At 62.5% G+C, this 15,232-nt stretch carries 13 protein-coding genes and 1 pseudogene; 6 read left to right on the top strand and 8 right to left on the bottom strand.

What is annotated here, in order from left to right:
* The first annotated feature begins 101 nt into the window (after positions 1–101).
* The 3 genes from FHR22_RS11785 to FHR22_RS11775 are packed head-to-tail and all read left to right on the top strand — an operon-like array spanning position 102 to position 2,126.
* The gene (locus FHR22_RS11785; RefSeq protein ID WP_166942392.1) at positions 102–566 is read left to right on the top strand and encodes an Rrf2 family transcriptional regulator; all 465 of its coding nucleotides are present in this window, start codon (positions 102–104) and stop codon (positions 564–566) included.
* A complete protein-coding gene (locus FHR22_RS11780; RefSeq protein WP_166942389.1) occupies positions 556–1,449 on the top strand; it encodes an NAD(P)/FAD-dependent oxidoreductase in 894 nt (297 codons plus the stop codon). Before FHR22_RS11785 ends, FHR22_RS11780 begins: the two co-directional genes overlap by 11 nt.
* The gene (locus tag FHR22_RS11775; RefSeq protein WP_208417630.1) at positions 1,449–2,126 is read left to right on the top strand and encodes a class I SAM-dependent methyltransferase; all 678 of its coding nucleotides are present in this window, start codon (positions 1,449–1,451) and stop codon (positions 2,124–2,126) included. Before FHR22_RS11780 ends, FHR22_RS11775 begins: the two co-directional genes overlap by 1 nt.
* Positions 2,127–2,742: 616 nt before the next feature.
* Here FHR22_RS11775 and FHR22_RS11770 read toward each other — a convergent pair.
* The 4 genes from FHR22_RS11770 to FHR22_RS11755 all read right to left on the bottom strand — a co-directional run bounded on the left by FHR22_RS11770 (position 2,743) and on the right by FHR22_RS11755 (position 6,676).
* Entirely contained in the window at positions 2,743–4,164 is a 1,422-nt protein-coding gene (locus tag FHR22_RS11770; protein WP_425057442.1) for an NAD(P)(+) transhydrogenase (Re/Si-specific) subunit beta, read from the bottom strand.
* Entirely contained in the window at positions 4,164–4,451 is a 288-nt protein-coding gene (locus FHR22_RS11765) for an NAD(P) transhydrogenase subunit alpha part 2 (RefSeq protein ID WP_166942380.1), read from the bottom strand. Before FHR22_RS11765 ends, FHR22_RS11770 begins: the two co-directional genes overlap by 1 nt.
* 25 nt (positions 4,452–4,476) lie before the next feature.
* Positions 4,477–5,601, bottom strand: coding sequence for an NAD(P) transhydrogenase subunit alpha (locus FHR22_RS11760; protein WP_166942377.1), 1,125 nt, complete (start codon positions 5,599–5,601; stop codon positions 4,477–4,479).
* A gap of 307 nt (positions 5,602–5,908) precedes the next feature.
* On the bottom strand, positions 5,909–6,676 hold the full coding sequence (locus FHR22_RS11755; protein ID WP_166942374.1) for a TetR/AcrR family transcriptional regulator: 768 nt from the start codon (positions 6,674–6,676) through the stop codon (positions 5,909–5,911).
* Positions 6,677–6,998: 322 nt separating this feature from the next.
* On the opposite strand from FHR22_RS11755, the gene FHR22_RS11750 reads away from it, so the two are divergent.
* The 3 genes from FHR22_RS11750 (at position 6,999) to FHR22_RS11740 (ending at position 10,597) form a co-directional block, all read left to right on the top strand.
* Complete coding sequence (locus FHR22_RS11750; RefSeq protein ID WP_243853660.1) at positions 6,999–7,976, top strand: NAD(P)H-dependent flavin oxidoreductase; 978 nt, start codon at positions 6,999–7,001, stop codon at positions 7,974–7,976.
* Between the two features lie 238 nt (positions 7,977–8,214).
* The gene (locus FHR22_RS11745; RefSeq protein WP_208417629.1) at positions 8,215–9,819 is read left to right on the top strand and encodes a class I adenylate-forming enzyme family protein; all 1,605 of its coding nucleotides are present in this window, start codon (positions 8,215–8,217) and stop codon (positions 9,817–9,819) included.
* A 34-nt stretch (positions 9,820–9,853) separates the two neighbouring features.
* A complete protein-coding gene (locus FHR22_RS11740) occupies positions 9,854–10,597 on the top strand; it encodes an SDR family NAD(P)-dependent oxidoreductase (RefSeq protein ID WP_166942368.1) in 744 nt (247 codons plus the stop codon).
* A gap of 29 nt (positions 10,598–10,626) precedes the next feature.
* On the opposite strand, the gene FHR22_RS11735 is transcribed toward FHR22_RS11740, so the two are convergent.
* The 4 genes and pseudogenes from FHR22_RS11735 to FHR22_RS11725 form a co-directional block, all read right to left on the bottom strand.
* A complete protein-coding gene (locus FHR22_RS11735) occupies positions 10,627–11,475 on the bottom strand; it encodes an alpha/beta hydrolase (RefSeq protein ID WP_243853706.1) in 849 nt (282 codons plus the stop codon).
* A gap of 21 nt (positions 11,476–11,496) precedes the next feature.
* Positions 11,497–11,754, bottom strand: a pseudogene (locus tag FHR22_RS22775) (epoxide hydrolase N-terminal domain-containing protein); the annotation flags it as partial.
* Positions 11,755–11,859: 105 nt separating this feature from the next.
* On the bottom strand, positions 11,860–13,032 hold the full coding sequence (locus FHR22_RS11730; RefSeq protein ID WP_166942362.1) for an acetyl-CoA C-acyltransferase: 1,173 nt from the start codon (positions 13,030–13,032) through the stop codon (positions 11,860–11,862).
* 140 nt (positions 13,033–13,172) lie between these two features.
* Complete coding sequence (locus tag FHR22_RS11725) at positions 13,173–15,203, bottom strand: 3-hydroxyacyl-CoA dehydrogenase NAD-binding domain-containing protein (RefSeq protein ID WP_166942359.1); 2,031 nt, start codon at positions 15,201–15,203, stop codon at positions 13,173–13,175.
* Positions 15,204–15,232: the final 29 nt, after the last annotated feature.

Genomic DNA, 15,232 nt, shown 5'->3' with positions numbered 1-15,232 from the left:
GCCCGCGGGGAGGTACAAGCCGGGACTGGCGGATCAGGCTGCGCGAAAACTTCTTAGCTCAGGGGTTGATAAGTCAGCCATCTCGCAACATATGAAGTTTCATGAGAAGAGATAGCCGATTGTCGGGCGTGCTCCACGTCCTTTTGCATATGGCGGAGCAGCCCGGTCCGAGTACGTCGGATACGCTGGCGCGCGCGATGAACACCAATCCCGTGGTGATCCGTCGGCTGATGGCGGGTCTTCGCGACCGGGGGTACGTCCAGTCCGAAAAAGGCCATGGCGGGGGCTGGACGATCGCCTGCGATCTCAGCGCGGTAACACTTCGCGACATCTATGAAGCGCTAGGCCGACCCGAACTGCTGGCCATCGGCAATCGCACCGATGAGCCGGGCTGCCTTGTCGAGCAAGCGGTCAACGCCGCGCTCGGCCAGACGTTTGACGAAGCTGAGATGCTTCTTCTTCGGCGCTTCGGCGAAATCTCCCTCGCCATGCTGAGCGCCGACTTTCATGCGCGACTTTCCAAACGCGGCGGATCAATCGCACTGGAGACTGACCATGCAGCATGACGCCATCATCATCGGAGGCGCCTTCGCCGGGCTCGCCGCCGCCACCTACCTTGCGCGGGCGCGGCGCCGCGTCTGCGTCATCGACGCGGGGCAGCCGCGCAATCGCTTCGCCGAGGCCTCGCATGGCTTTCTGGGGTCCGATGGCAGCAATCCGCAATCCATCCTTGCCCGGGCGCGCGGGCAACTCGACGCCTATCCCGGCGCGACCCTGCTGACAGGGGAAGCGACCGAAGCGCGCGTTTCTGGCGACGGCTTTCTCGTCTCGCTGTCGACCGGCGAGCAGATTGCATCCCGCAAGCTGGTTCTCGCCTTCGGGCTGCGCGACGGTCTTGAGCCGATCCCCGGCTTGTACGAACGCTGGGGAAAGACGGTGCTGCATTGTCCCTATTGTCACGGCTTCGAATTTAGCAATCGACCGCTCGGCGTGCTCGCCCGCACGCCCATGTCCGCACATCAGGCTTGCCTCGTCGCCGAATGGGGGCCGACGACGCTGTTTCTTAATGGGATGACACCTGAACCGACCGATGCGGACCTGCTCGCGAAGCACGGCGTGGCGGTCGAGTCAGGCAAGGTCGAGCGCCTGGTCGGAGACGGGAGCGACTTGTCCGCGCTCGCTCTGGAAGATGGCCGCGTAATTCCGTTGGCGGCGCTGTACGTCGCGCCGCAATCCTCCCTCGCCAGTCCGATCGCCGCGCAGCTCGGCGCCGCGATCGACGACGGACCGATGGGTCCCATCATCCGGACCGACGCCGACAAGATGACTACGGTGCCGGGCCTGTACGCTGCAGGCGACATCGCCCGCGCGCCGCACAGCGTGAGTTGGGCGGTTGCCGATGGAGTAACGGCGGGAACGTCGGTCCACCGTGCGCTGGTGTTTGGCTGATGGACTGGATGCAGCCTTTCACGGACCCGGGAATGGTGGCCCGCTATATCGAGGATACGCCGCGCAGGGTGCCGGGCTTCGCCGATATTCATCGCATGGCGATGATCCTGCTGGCCGAATGCGCGCCCGAGACAGCCGACATCCTTGTCGTCGGCGCCGGCGGTGGGCTTGAGCTGAAAGCGTTTGCCGAGGCGCAGCCGTCTTGGCGCTTCATCGGCGTCGATCCGTCGGCCGAGATGATCGATCTTGCGTGCGATGTACTGGGACCGCTCCAGTCTCGCGTCGATCTCATTCAGGGATTTATCGATGCCGCTCCGGCGGGGCCGTTCGATGGCGCCTGCTGCCTGCTCACGCTGCACTTTCTGGCGAAAGACGAGCGGCTGCGCACATTGCGCGAAATCCGTCGGCGCCTGAAGCCGGGCGCGCCGCTCATCGTCGCGCATCACAGCTTTCCCGGCGGCGCTGACGCTTCTGCATGGCTGGGGCGATCGGCGGCCTTCGCGAGCGGATCGGGCGCGGACTTCGCCCAAGCGCGCATGTCGGGTGCAAGGATGGCCGAACTCCTGCCGCTCCTTTCGACCGACGAGGAGGAGGCTGTTCTACGTGAGGCCGGTTTTTCCGATGTCGCTCTGTTCTACGCGGGATTTTCGTTCAGGGGCTGGGTCTCGCGAGCATGATTTTGCCCGGACTGGCGCCTTGTGAAACCCGGCGTGATGATCGGATGTCCCGGCGCTGGGCGCTTTCGCGCATGGTCAATTAACTCGTCCGGCAAAACGGATCGGCGGCTGGTGTGACGCCGGTTTGAAAGGCAGATCGACGGCAACGACGTTATCGGGGGCGCAACGATCGGTGGCTTTATCAAGCGGCATGACAGAGAACAGGCAATTTTGCTGCCAGCCTGTGTCGACCATCATGTTGCGAAAACGCGGTGGTTCGCATCGTAGATTGCCTTGCCCAGAGCCTCGATCTGGCGGATCTCGGATTTAAGCGCGCAATAGCCGCGTGGAGGGTTTCAGCCCCGGGGACATCGGCAGGAGGCCGCTACGTCCCGCCGCCTGTTCGTCGAGCGCGCGGCCGAAACGGAATCGCTCGTGCTAACGCCACATTTACCGGCGCCTTACGCCGGACGCGTGATGCGCGCCGGCGCGGCATTTCCCTGGCAGTTTGTTGATGGGGTCCGTCCGGCCCCCTGACGAAGCTTGATGCTCGGCGCGGAAAGGGACGCAAATGATCGTCGGCGTCCTCCGGTTTTTCGCTAAGTGCCTCGCCCCTCCGGAGCCATTCCCGCCATAATCACTTCATCGACTTGACGATTTCCTCCACCATCTTCTTTGCGTCACCAAGCAGCATCATGGTGTTGTCCATATAGAAGACATCATTGTCGACGCCGGCATAGCCCACGCCACCCATTGAACGTTTGAGAAACAGCACGGTCTTCGCCTTTTCCACGTCGAGGATCGGCATACCGTAAATCGGCGAGGTCTTGTCGGTCTTGGCGGCCGGATTGGTTACGTCATTTGCGCCGATGACGAAGGCGATGTCGGTCTGCGAGAATTCCGAATTTATGTCTTCCAGCTCATAAACCTCATCATAGGAGACATTCGCCTCGGCAAGCAGCACGTTCATATGGCCGGGCATGCGTCCCGCGACGGGGTGAATGGCATATTTGACGCGCACCCCTTCGGCCTTGAGCAGGTCACCCATCTCGCGCAGTACGTGTTGTGCCTGACTGACCGCCATGCCGTAGCCGGGGACAATTATGACCTGTTCGGCCTGGCTCATCAGAAATGCGGCGTCGTCGGCCGAGCCGCGCTTCCACGGGCGCTCGACCCTCTCGCCGCCATCCGCGGCCGGCGCCTCGCCGCCGAAGCCGCCCGCGATAACCGAGATGAAGCTGCGGTTCATCGCTTTGCACATGATGTAGCTCAGAATGGCGCCCGACGAGCCCACCAGCGCGCCGGTGATAATCATTGCCGTGTTGTGAAGCGTGAAGCCCATCGCCGCGGCCGCCCAGCCCGAATAGCTGTTCAACATCGAGACGACGACGGGCATGTCCGCTCCGCCGATCGGGATGATAAGCAAAAACCCGATGACGAAGCTGAGCGCGGTGATGGTGAAAAAGACCCAGCGGCTGTCGTCCGTGACAAAATAGGCGACGAGGCCAATAATCGCGGCGAGCGTGCCGAGGTTAATCACATGCCGCGCCGGTAGCATGATCGGTGCGCCCGACATATTGCCGTTGAGCTTGAGAAAGGCGATGACCGACCCCGAGAAGGTGATCGCGCCGATCGCGACGCCCAGTCCGAGCTCGATCCGGCTGACATTGTGGATATGGCCGGTTTGCGTATCGAGGATGCCGAACGCCTGAGGATTGAGGAAGGCGGCGACCCCGACGAGCACTGCGGCGAGCCCTACCAGTGAGTGAAAGGCCGCGACGAGCTGAGGCATATCGGTCATCGCGATTTTGCGCGCGGCCACGAATCCGAGACCCCCGCCGATCGCGATCGCAATGGAAATCTGGATCAGCCCCGTACCATGCAGAACCAATGTGGTTGCGACCGCCACCAACATGCCGATCATGCCAAGGCGGTTGCCTTGGCGCGACGTGCCGGGGCTCGAGAGACCGCGCAACGCGAGGATGAACAAAACGCCCGAAGCGAGATAGGCGAGCGCAGCCCAGGCGGGCGTGGCGGCGAGTTCGTGCAGGTCGGCCATCAGTTCTTGCGGTCCTTCTTTTTGTACATGGCGAGCATTCGCTCGGTGACCGCAAAGCCGCCGAAGATGTTCACGCTTGCGAGCACGACCGCCACCAGCCCCAAGGCTGTGGAAACCTGATCCCCTCCAGCGGCGCCGGCTATCAGTGCCCCCACCACGATCACCGACGAGATCGCGTTCGTTACCGCCATCAACGGCGTGTGCAGAGCCGGCGTAACCGACCAGACGACATAATAGCCGACGAAACATGCCAGCACGAAGATCGAGAGGATCGAGATGAAATCCATGGTTATTCTCCCCCTTTTTCGGTGATCAACCGAGCAGCCGCGGGTGGACGACCTTGCCGTCCCTGGTCAGCCGGATCGCATCGCCGATCTCCTCGTCGAGGATCGGCCGGTTGCTGTCCTTGTCCCAGAAGGCGCTCAGGAAATTGTACAGGTTGCGCGAGAAGAGCGCCGAGGCGTCCGCGGCGAGCCTGCCCGCGACATTGCTCGCGCCGATGATTTTCACGCCGTGACGGACGACCGTCTCGCCCGCGACTGCGCCCTCGACATTGCCGCCGGCTTCCGCGGCCAAGTCGACGATCACGGACCCTCGGCGCATTGTCGCAAGCTGGGCGTCCGAAATTAATCGGGGGGCGGCGCGGCCCGGGATCAGCGCGGTGGTGATCACGATATCCTGCTTGGCAATGTGGCCGGACACCAACTCCGCTTGGGCCCGCTGATATTCCCCGGACATCTCGGTGGCATAACCGCCCGATCCTTCGCCTTCTATTCCTTCGACATTCTCGACGAAGATCGGCTTGGCGCCGAGCGACTGGATCTGTTCTTTTGTCGCCGAACGCACATCTGTCGCCGATACCTGTGCTCCCAAGCGGCGCGCGGTGGCGATCGCCTGCAGCCCGGCGACGCCGACGCCCATCACAAAGGCGCGCGCGGCGGAGACAGTGCCCGCGGCCGTCATCATCATGGGAAAAGCGCGGCCATATTCGGACGCGGCCAGCACGACGGCTTTATAGCCGGCGAGGTTGGACTGCGACGACAATATATCCATCGACTGCGCCCGTGTGATGCGGGGCATGAGCTCCATTGCGAGCGCTTCGAAGCCGCGCGCTGCATAAGCGTCGACACGCGCTCTTTCCGCAAAGGGGCTCAGGCTCGCCACGATCCAGGCGCCCGGCTTGGCAACCTCGATCGCGGCGGGATCGGGTCCCTGCACGCCGAGAATGATATCCGCGCCGGTGAGGGTCGACTGACGGTCGCCGACCGTGGCGCCGGCCGCTTCATAGTCGGAATCCGGAACGGAGGCGCCTTCGCCGGCCCCGTTCTCGACCGCCACCAAAGCGCCCAATGCTGCGAATTTCTTCGCTGTCTCGGGCGTCGCGGACACGCGATTTTCGCCCGCGGCTTCTTTCAGTACCGCAATTTTAACAGCCATTTGGAATCCTACAACTCGACCGAAACCAGTTTAGCGAAGTCAAGTCGGTGAGGTGGCCGCGTCATGCTCGCGCGCATCGCCTGGCTCGTTTTCGCGTCCGAGGTCGCGAGGGTGAACCCGAGCTGCCGTACCCACTATGCTCTTTTCGCCACGCACTGCTGCGTTGGGCCGTCCCGTAACCGAGTCGAACTCATAAGTCAATAATATGACTTTGTATTCAGTACGCGACAAATGTTCGCCGAGCCCGGGCAGGGCTGAGCGGGCGAATTGGGACATCGTGGAAGCGGGGCGTTATCCCCCGTTGCGCCTAGAGCGATTTTTTCCTGGAGGCGCCGGCCGGCTTTGCCTTCGTACTGGCGGACTTTTTCGCCGTCGCGGTCCGTCCGGTGCGCGCCGACGCCATGGGAGCGAAGGTCAAGGTTGCTTCCGGATGCGGCGGGACTTCGACGCGCACCTTCGCGGTCGAGGTGTCGGTGGCTATCGATCGCGTCAACATCCCTACGATGACGTCGGCGATTTCCTCGATATTCAGCCTGCCGCCTCGCGAATACCATGATGAAATGCTGTTCACGGCGCCCATGATGACGAAAACGGCGAGATGCGGATCGTCGGCGACCAGACTTCCATCGCGAACGCCGAGCTCGATCAGGTCGAGCAGGGCCTGGTCGATTCTATCGCGCCGGACGACGACGGTGGCGCGATCATCCGGACGCAGGGCATTGATGTCCGAGGTAATGCCGCCGATACCCGCCTCACCATACATCCACTCGATGTAGCAGAGGAGCAGGAGCCGCAGCTTGTCCAGGCCGGACCCGTCGAGTTCGTTGGCCACCTTGCTCGCTTGATCGCCCAGGTCGAGGGCGATCATGTGACAATCGAACAATATTTCCTGCTTATCGGACACATAGTTGTACAAAGTGCCTTTGGAGATCCCGAGGCCTTCGGCAATTTCGTCCAGCGACGTATTGTGAAACCCGCGGCGCGATATGATGCGCGTCGCTTCGCGAAGTACCGCGTACCGCTTGAAGCGATGCAGCTCTTCGCTGGTTCGGAATGCGTTTCGCCACTTGGTCAAGACAGGTTCCCTTTCAGATATCTCAACACTACGATCCACCAACGTTCCGGTCAAAAATTCCAGTTCGCTTCCGGCAAAGTTGCCGAAAAATCCCGCAGGGACCGCGAGCTATAGATTGTGTGTGATTGACGCCCGCGATCTACGGTCCGAACATAGCGTCAGATACTGTGATTGCAATGGCGGTTATAGGAGCGACATCCGCTAATAAGCAAGGGATTGTCGGTCGGTCAGTCTGGGGCGGAGCGGTCGAGGAGGGGGGCTATGGCCGGCAAATCACGCAATTGCGCTTGCAAAATTGTATCTCTAATATAGAATTCTGACTATGAAGTCATTTTTCAGGGAGATCGAACCGATGCAGCGTTTTGGCAATAGCGAGTTGACGGCCGACCTGCGCGGAAAGCTCAGCTTGCCGCTCGTCGTGGCCCCGATGTTCCTGGTTTCCACCGTCGACATGGTCGTCGAGGCGGGCCGGGCAGGGGTTATGGGCTCGATCCCGGCGCTGAACGCCCGGACGCCGGCGATCTTTGCGGACTGGGTCGCCGAGATCAAGACCCGGCTTGCCGACGCGCAGGCGACCGCGCCCTGGGCGGTCAATCTCATCGTGCATAAGACAAATGTTCGTCTTGGCGACGATCTCGACATCTGCGTGGATGCAAAGGTGCCCGCGATCATCGCCTCGGTAGGGAGCCCCGTCGATATCATCGAGCGCGTCCATGCATATGGCGGTATCGTCATATCGGATGCCGCGAGCGTCAAGCACGCACGGCGCGCGGCCGAAGCGGGGGTGGACGGCCTGATCCTGCTGACGGCGGGCGCGGGCGGCAATACGGGATGGCTGAACCCTTTCGCCTTTGTGTCGGAGGTCCGGAAATTCTTCGATGGGCCGATCATTCTTGCGGGAGGCATCTCCAACGGTCGCTCGCTCGCCGCGGCGCGCGTTCTGGGTGCCGACATGGTTGCCGCCGGCACGAGCTTCATCGCCGCGACGGAGAGCGCCGCGCCGGACGCCTATCGGGACATACTGATCGAGAGCGGCGGCGATGACATCGTCCTGACCTCGGAGGTCACGGGCATTCCATCCAACATGCTCCGCCTTAGTCTCGACCGGTCGGGTTTCGTGGGCGGCGGCGATCACCAGAAGTTCGATCTCGCTCGCGAACTCGACACGATCAAGGCCTGGAAGGATGTCTGGGCCGGCGGACATGGTGTGGATGACGTCACCGAAAGCGCGCCGCTCGCCGAACTGGTCCGGAAATTTTCGGCCGAATATGAGGCGGCGCAGAAAGAGCGCCTCCCTTAGGCTGGCGCCGGCTGCCTGCGATCGCTCATTGAGGTAGAGAGGTTCCCATGCCGAAGATCAGTGCCGCTGTTGCCATCGCGCCGCACAGCCCGCTTGAACCGATGGAGCTTGCGCTTGCGGAGCGGCTCGGGCCGGTGCCGCCGGCCGCGGGACGTCCTCGATTCTGACGCACGGACACTAATAGGCAAGGGTGAATTTAAAGTCAGATAATTGACTAGATAGTTGGAACAGCATATGTGTGCGGGACGTCTGCGAGGCAGGACACGCAGGAGAGGAGAACGGCAAAATGTTGGTTATCGAGCACTTTGAACGCGGGGCTGCGCGCTTCCGGAATCGGGCCGCGGTCGTCGAGGGTGACAGCTCGTTGACCTATGCCGAAATGGAAGATCGCATGACACGCATCGCCCAAGGGCTGCTGCGGTCAGGCGTCCCGATCGACAGTTCGGTAGCGCTGCTCTCGCCCAACCACAGCATGGTGCTCGCGTGCCAATATGCGATATTCAAGGCGGGCATGTTGTGGGTGCCGATCAACTATCGCAACTCGGTCACCGACAATCTCGCGCAGCTCGGCAAATATGATACGCGGGTTCTCTTCTTTCACAGTTCGCTGCGCGAGCATGCGGTTGCCGCCAGCGAAGCGCTGTCCGAACTCAAGCTGTGCGTTTGCATCGACGCCAGGGTGGAAGGCTTCCCCTCATTGTCCGATTGGTTCGCCGAGGAAGGGGGCGAGGCGGTCGCTTTTCCCATCCGCGAGATGGAAGACGCCGTCGCGATATCGAGTACGGGGGGCACCACCGGCGAGCCCAAAGGCGCCATCCATACGAACCGGTCGATTGAAGCCGTTATCGCCTCCGTTTATGCCCTGTTTCATTTCGATGAGCCGCCGGTCCACCTCATCGTCGCGCCGCTGACCCACGCCGCGGCTATCTTTCACTATGCGCTCCTGCCGCGTGGCGGCACCCAGATATTGCTTTCGTCGACCGATCCGCTCGCGGTTCTGGAGGCAATCCAGCAGCACCGGGTCTCGGTCGTCTATCTGCCCCCCACGCTCATTTACATGGTGCTCGCGCACCCGAGATTGAAGGAGTTCGATCTCTCGTCGCTCCGCTACCTGCTCTATGGCGCCGCGCCGATGTCGGTCGATAAGCTGCGCGAGGCCTGCGATGTCTTCGGGCCGATTCTGATTCAAAGCTACGGCCAGACCGAATGCCTTCAATTTACCACGGTGCTCACGCCAAAGGATCATGAGGAGATTCTGGCCGATCCCTCGCTTCAGCATCGCCTGGCGTCGGTCGGACGATCGGGGCCATTTTCGCGAACCGAGATCGTAACCGAAGCGGGCGAGGTCGCGGCCGATGACGAGATGGGCGAGATCGCCTTCCGCTCGGCCATGCAGATGACCGAATTCTACAAGGATCCGGCCGCAACCGCGGCCATCCGCCGCAATGGCTGGCAATTTAGCGGCGACCTCGGCCGCCGCGACGCGGACGGGTATATCTATATCGTCGATCGCAAGCGCGACATGATCATCTCGGGGGGATTCAACGTCTTCCCCGGCGAAGTCGAGCAGGCCGTGCTCGGTCATCCGGCTGTTCTCGATTGTGTGGTCGTCGGCATTCCAGATGAAAAATGGGGCGAGATGGTCACCGCCGCGATCGAAGTGAAAGATGGCATGTCGATCGACACGGCGGAACTCCTCGCACTGTGCAAGGAAAAACTTGGAAGCATCAAGGCCCCGAAACAGATCGATATCTGGCCCGAGCTGCCCCGCAGCACGGCAGGCAAGACCCTTCGCCGCGCCGTCCGGGATCACTATTGGGCCGGCATGGACCGCAAAATCTGACTCTTCTCAACCCATTCAAACATTGCGAGGAAATATGAGCGGACAATTGTCTGGAAAGATCGCCATCATTACCGGCGCGGGATCGGGAATCGGCAAGGCCATGGCCGAATTGTTCGCGCGCGAGGGCGCTGCGGTGACCGTCGCGGATGTCAGCGGCGCCGAAGAGAAGGTCGCTGCCGACATTGGCGGGCTCGCGCAAGCCTGCCGCGTGGATGTGTCTGATCCCGAGCAGGTCGATGCGATGTTCGCTTCGACGCTGGCCCGTCACGGCCGCGTCGACATTCTTTGCAATAATGCCGGGATCGGCCACGGTTTCGCGCCGCTTCACGAAATCCCCGCCAGCGCCGTCGAAGCCGTCATCAATGTCAATCTCACGGCAGCGTTCCAGGTCATGCAGCGCGCGATCGGCCATATGCTCGCAAATGGGGGTGGCGCGATCGTCAACACCGCGTCGACGGCATCCTACCGCGCGACGCGTGGGAACGGCGCCTATACGGCAACCAAGGGCGGCGTGCTTGCGATGACGCGTGCAGCGGCAATCGAATATGCCGACCGCAACATCCGCGTGAATGCGCTGTGTCCCGGCGTGATCGAAACCCCGCTCCTGGCGAACGCGAGTGAGGCGGCGCGCCGCGATGTTATCGAGACGATCCCGATGGCGCGCATGGGGGCGCCCGAAGAAATGGCATCGGTCGCGCTCTTTCTGGCGTCTCCGGCCGCATCATATGTGACGGGTGTGGGGCTACTGGCCGACGGTGGCCGTAACGCAGGCCGCTGATGGCCCCGGCTCCCTGCCGGAGCCGGACCTCACCGATAATGACCGAAAAATTCCTGCATGTCCGTCAGGAGCGCATCCGGCTTCTCGAGCGCCGCGAAATGTCCACCTGCCGGCATGTCGCTCCAATGCACCACATTGTAGCTTTTGGCGGCTTGGGACCGCGGCGGCGGCGGGAACACCGGGTCCGGAAATGCGGCTATGCCCGTCGGCACGCGAACGGGCGCGTCGAGCGGAAATTTGCCCGCATTCTCGAGCACCCAGCCGCGATACATCCAGGTCGATGTCACGAAGCTTTGCGGCGCCACATAGAGCATGATGTTCGTGAGCAGCAGGTCCTCGTCAAAGGCGTGCCAAAGGTCGGGGCTGCCGTCGGCGCGGCGAGGGACGTCTGCCCAGACGCCGAATTTCTCCAGAATCCATCCTGCGACGCCGACCGGGCTGTCGCTCATCGCGATCCCCAGCGTTTGTGGACGCGTCCCGTGCAGGTGCGAATAGGCGCCTTCGCGCCGCGCCAGGCTCGCGCGCCGCTTCGCCCAAGCCAGTTCGTCCGCCGTCGCCGGCGTTGCGTCGTCCGCCTCGACAAGGATCAGGTTGAGGTGCAGCGCAGCCACCGCCTCGGGATATGCCTGCGCCATCCACCCCCCGACGGCCGCGCCCCAATCGCCGCCCTGGACAAGATACCGGCCGGGGCCATAGAGCTGCAAAAGGAGCTGGTGGAACAGCTCCGCGGTGCGCCGCGGCCCGATCGGCGCGCGCGGGCTGCCGGAAAAGGCATAGCCCGGCAGCGATGGAACGATAACGTCGTGGCCGCTCGCGACCAGCGGTCCGATGATGCGCTCGAATTCAATGAACGAACCTGGCCAGCCATGGATCAGCATCAACGGCAAGCGAGAGCCATCGCCCTTCGCATGGATAAAATGAAGCCGCTGCCCCTCAATTTCCGCCATGAACTGCGGTAGCCGGTTCAGCCTCGCCTCGTGTATTCGCCAATCATATCGATGTAGCCAATGGTCCACGAGCCGCCGCAGGTCCGAGACACCAACCCCGCCCTCCCAACCGCCCGCGTCCGGCAGGGCGGACCAGTCAAAAGCCGCAAGTCGCGCCCGAATTGAAGCGAGGCGCGCATCGGAGACGGCAATGTCGAAAGGTTCAGGCATCGACGCTTCCTCGAGGTTCATACGCTATTGCGTCAGGGTTTGTAGCCGATAGTCCAACGGGGGCGTCACTGGCCCGCCAGGAAGGGTAGAGGGCAAGTGCCTTCATCAAAGCACCTCGAACAATCCCGCTGCTCCCATTCCGCCGCCGACACACATGGTGATCACGACATGACGGGCGCCGCGCCTTTTCCCCTCGAGCAGCGCATGACCGACCATGCGCGCGCCGGACATACCGTAGGGATGTCCAATCGAGATGGCACCGCCACTGACGTTCAGCCGGTCGATGGGGATGCCGAGGCGATCCTGGCAATAGAGTAGCTGCACCGCAAAGGCCTCGTTCAGCTCCCAAAGTCCGATGTCATCGATGCCGAGGCCGAAACGCTTGAGCAGCCTGGGCACCGCGAACACCGGGCCGATCCCCATTTCGTCCGGTTCGGTGCCGGCGACGGCCATCCCGACATAACGCCCGAGCGGCTGAACGCCGCGCTGGGCCGCGAGCCCGGCCTCCATCATGACGCAAGCCGACGCTCCGTCGGAGAGCTGCGATGCGTTGCCGGCAGTGATCGCGCCACCATCAATGACCGGCTTGAGTGAAGCCAGCCCTTCCGCGCTCGTTTCGGGTCGATTGCCCTCGTCCTTCGAAAGGGTCACCGTCTGCGTCGTTGTCTCGCCTGTCGCCTTGTCGGTGACCGACATTGCTGCGGTGACCGGGACGATCTCCGCATCAAAATAACCCGCCGCTTGCGCTTCGGCCGTGCGCCGCTGCGAGAGAAGACCATAGTCGTCTTGCCGCTCTCGCGAGATGGCGTAACGTTTTGCCACGACCTCGGCGGTTCGAAGCATCGGCATATAGATGTCGGGGACGATAGCGAGCAGCTCGGGGTCGGGGGTGTCCCGCATCTCCCTTGTTTGAACCATCGAGATCGATTCCACGCCGCCAGCGACCACCACATCCATCCGGTCAAGGACGATCTGCTTTGCAGCGGTCGCGATCGCCATGAGACCCGAGGCGCATTGGCGGTCGATCGTCATGCCGGAAACTTCAACCGGGAGTCCCGCGCGTAACGCTGCTGTACGTCCGATGGTGTGCTGGATGCCTTGTGGCATCGCGGCCCCGAGAACGACGTCGTCTATCTCTGCTGGATCAATGCGCGATCGCTCGACGGCTGCGCGAATGGCGTGGGCTGCGAGCGTTGGAGAGGGCGTCGCATTGAAGACGCCCTTATAGGCACGGCCGATGGGAGTGCGGGCCGTGGAAACGATGACTGCATCGCGCATTGAAAGTCCTTTGCGGGTTGGTCGTTGCCTGGATGTGGCGGCATGTTGAATTCGCATCTCTTCGCTCAAATGAGACAATCAGGTAGCTGCCGGTCTTTGCGGATTTGCGGCCTGTTTGCCGAGGCAAAGAGCGCATAGTGTCATTTATCCGGCGCGCCGCCGTCGGCCGACTGCCGGGCAAGCAGCGGTGCCATCGAGAAGCCATCGCCTATCCGGTCGGCGTAGCGCGCAAGCCCCTCGGAGACGGTCGTCAGGCCGATCTGATCCGCCCAGAACATCGGTCCGCCCTTGTGGCGTGGCCAACCATATCCGTGAAGCCAGACGACATCGATATCAGAGGCACGTTGGGCGATATTTTCGTCCAGGATTTTCGCGCCCTCATTGACCATCGTGTACAATGTTCGCGCCACGATTTCGTCGTCAGAGATGTCGCGCCGTTTCAGCCCCGCCCGGTTGCGGAATCCATCGATGATTTCCGCGACGACCGGCGAAGGCGAAGGTTTGCGGTTTTCGTCATAATTATAGAAGCCGGCCTTGGTTTTTTGGCCCCATCGGCCCGCCGCGCAGAGCGCATCCTGCAAGCTTTCGATGCGATCGGTATCGCGGTGCCACCCGATGTCCACCCCGGCGAGGTCGATCATCTGCAACGGGCCCATGGGCATTCCAAAGTCCGTATGCACGCGGTCGATCTGCTCGGGCGTCGCGCCCTCGAGAAGCATGGCGTAGGCATTGTCCTGACGCGGAATGAGCATGCGATTGCCGATAAAACCGTAGCAAACGCGCGCGACGACCGGCACTTTGCCGATCGAACGGGCGACCTGCATCCCCGTCGTGAGCACGTCGTCTGCCGTTGCTGCACCGCGAACCACTTCGACCAGCTTCATGATGTTGGCTGGGGAGAAGAAATGCAGACCCAGGACGTCGGCAGGGCGCTTGGTCGCCGAAGCAATCTCGTCGATCGACAGATAAGAGGTATTTGAGGCGAGGATCGCTCCCGGCTTCGCGATAGCGTCCAGGCGCGCGAAGATCTCCTTCTTCACCTCCATATTCTCGTAGACCGCCTCGATGACGAGGTCGCAATCCGCGAGCGCGTCGAACGCCAGCGTCGGCGTCAGCAGGGACATTGCATGTTCGACCTGCTCGCGCGTCAGCCGACCTTTCTTCGCGCTCGCCTCATAGTTCGCGCGCATCAACGCGACGCCGCGATCGAGTGCGTCCTGGGTCATTTCGACGATCGTCACGTCCATTCCCGCCAAGAGAAAGTTCATCGAGATACCGCCGCCCATCGTGCCAGCGCCGATGACCCCGACCTTGGCAATCGGACGGCGCGGGGTGTCCGCGGGCAGATCCGCGATCTTGCCGGCCGCACGCTCGGCGAAAAAGGCGTGCCGCAGGGCTTTCGCCTGGGCACCGCCGACCAATTCGGCAAACAGTTTGCGCTCGAGCGCGAGGCCTTCGTCGATCGGAAGTTCAACGGATGCCTTGACCGCCGTCATGCACGCCTTCGGAGCGTCGAGGCTCCTGATCCTGCGCGCATTTGCGGCCGCGAAGCGCTCTAATACACCCGCATCGTCCGCAACCTGCTTGTCTCGGGTGCGCCCCGGGGCGTCAAGAATCCGGGCATAGGCAATTGCCGCAGTCGGGAAATCCTCCTCGTCGACAAGGCGATCGACGAGACCCATGGCCAGTGCGCTCGTAGCGTCTACCGGACTACCCGAGACGATCATGTTCAGCGCGGCGTCCAAGCCGACGAGACGCGGCAGGCGCTGCGTGCCGCCCGCACCGGGGAGGATGCCGAGCGAGACCTCGGGGAGCCCCAATTTCGCGGTCGGGGTGGCCAAGCGGTAATGACATCCAAGGGCGAGCTCGAGGCCGCCGCCCAGGGCCGTGCCGTGAATTGCCGCGACGACGGGTTTGGGACTGGCCTCGATCGCGTCGATGACCGCAGGAAGCGTGCACCCTGTCGGCGGCTGGTCGAACTCGGTGATATCGGCGCCGGCAGAGAAGAGCTTGCCGGCCCCGCGAAGCAGGATCACCTTGACCTGATCGTCAGCCTGCGCGGTCTCGATGGCTTGAGAGAGCGCACTGCGCACCCCGGCGCCGAGTGCATTGACCGGCGCATTGGAAATGATGATCTCGAGAACGTCTTGATGGAGTTTGGTTTCGATCATTGGCTCATCCCGCTTGGAAATATCTAGGT

This window comes from Sphingopyxis panaciterrae (assembly GCF_011762125.1).
GTDB classification, from domain to species: Bacteria; Pseudomonadota; Alphaproteobacteria; order Sphingomonadales; family Sphingomonadaceae; genus Sphingopyxis; species Sphingopyxis panaciterrae.
The sequence above is the reverse complement of the archived record's forward strand: the minus strand, read 5'-3'. Positions and strand labels throughout refer to the sequence as shown.

Excerpts from the sequence above, each read along its gene's own strand:
- FHR22_RS11765 (WP_166942380.1), bottom strand. The coding sequence starts at position 4,451 with ATGGATTTCATCTCGATCCTCTCGATCTTCGTGCTGGCATGTTTCGTC.
- FHR22_RS11725 (WP_166942359.1), bottom strand. The coding sequence starts at position 15,203 with ATGATCGAAACCAAACTCCATCAAGACGTTCTCGAGATCATCATTTCC.
- FHR22_RS11785 (WP_166942392.1), top strand. The coding sequence starts at position 102 with ATGAGAAGAGATAGCCGATTGTCGGGCGTGCTCCACGTCCTTTTGCAT.
- FHR22_RS11780 (WP_166942389.1), top strand. The coding sequence starts at position 556 with ATGCAGCATGACGCCATCATCATCGGAGGCGCCTTCGCCGGGCTCGCC.
- FHR22_RS11730 (WP_166942362.1), bottom strand. The coding sequence starts at position 13,032 with ATGCGCGATGCAGTCATCGTTTCCACGGCCCGCACTCCCATCGGCCGT.
- FHR22_RS11735 (WP_243853706.1), bottom strand. The coding sequence starts at position 11,475 with ATGCTGATCCATGGCTGGCCAGGTTCGTTCATTGAATTCGAGCGCATC.
- FHR22_RS11750 (WP_243853660.1), top strand. The coding sequence starts at position 6,999 with ATGAAGTCATTTTTCAGGGAGATCGAACCGATGCAGCGTTTTGGCAAT.
- FHR22_RS11775 (WP_208417630.1), top strand. The coding sequence starts at position 1,449 with ATGGACTGGATGCAGCCTTTCACGGACCCGGGAATGGTGGCCCGCTAT.
- FHR22_RS11770 (WP_425057442.1), bottom strand. The coding sequence starts at position 4,164 with ATGGCCGACCTGCACGAACTCGCCGCCACGCCCGCCTGGGCTGCGCTC.
- FHR22_RS11740 (WP_166942368.1), top strand. The coding sequence starts at position 9,854 with ATGAGCGGACAATTGTCTGGAAAGATCGCCATCATTACCGGCGCGGGA.
- FHR22_RS11760 (WP_166942377.1), bottom strand. The coding sequence starts at position 5,601 with ATGGCTGTTAAAATTGCGGTACTGAAAGAAGCCGCGGGCGAAAATCGC.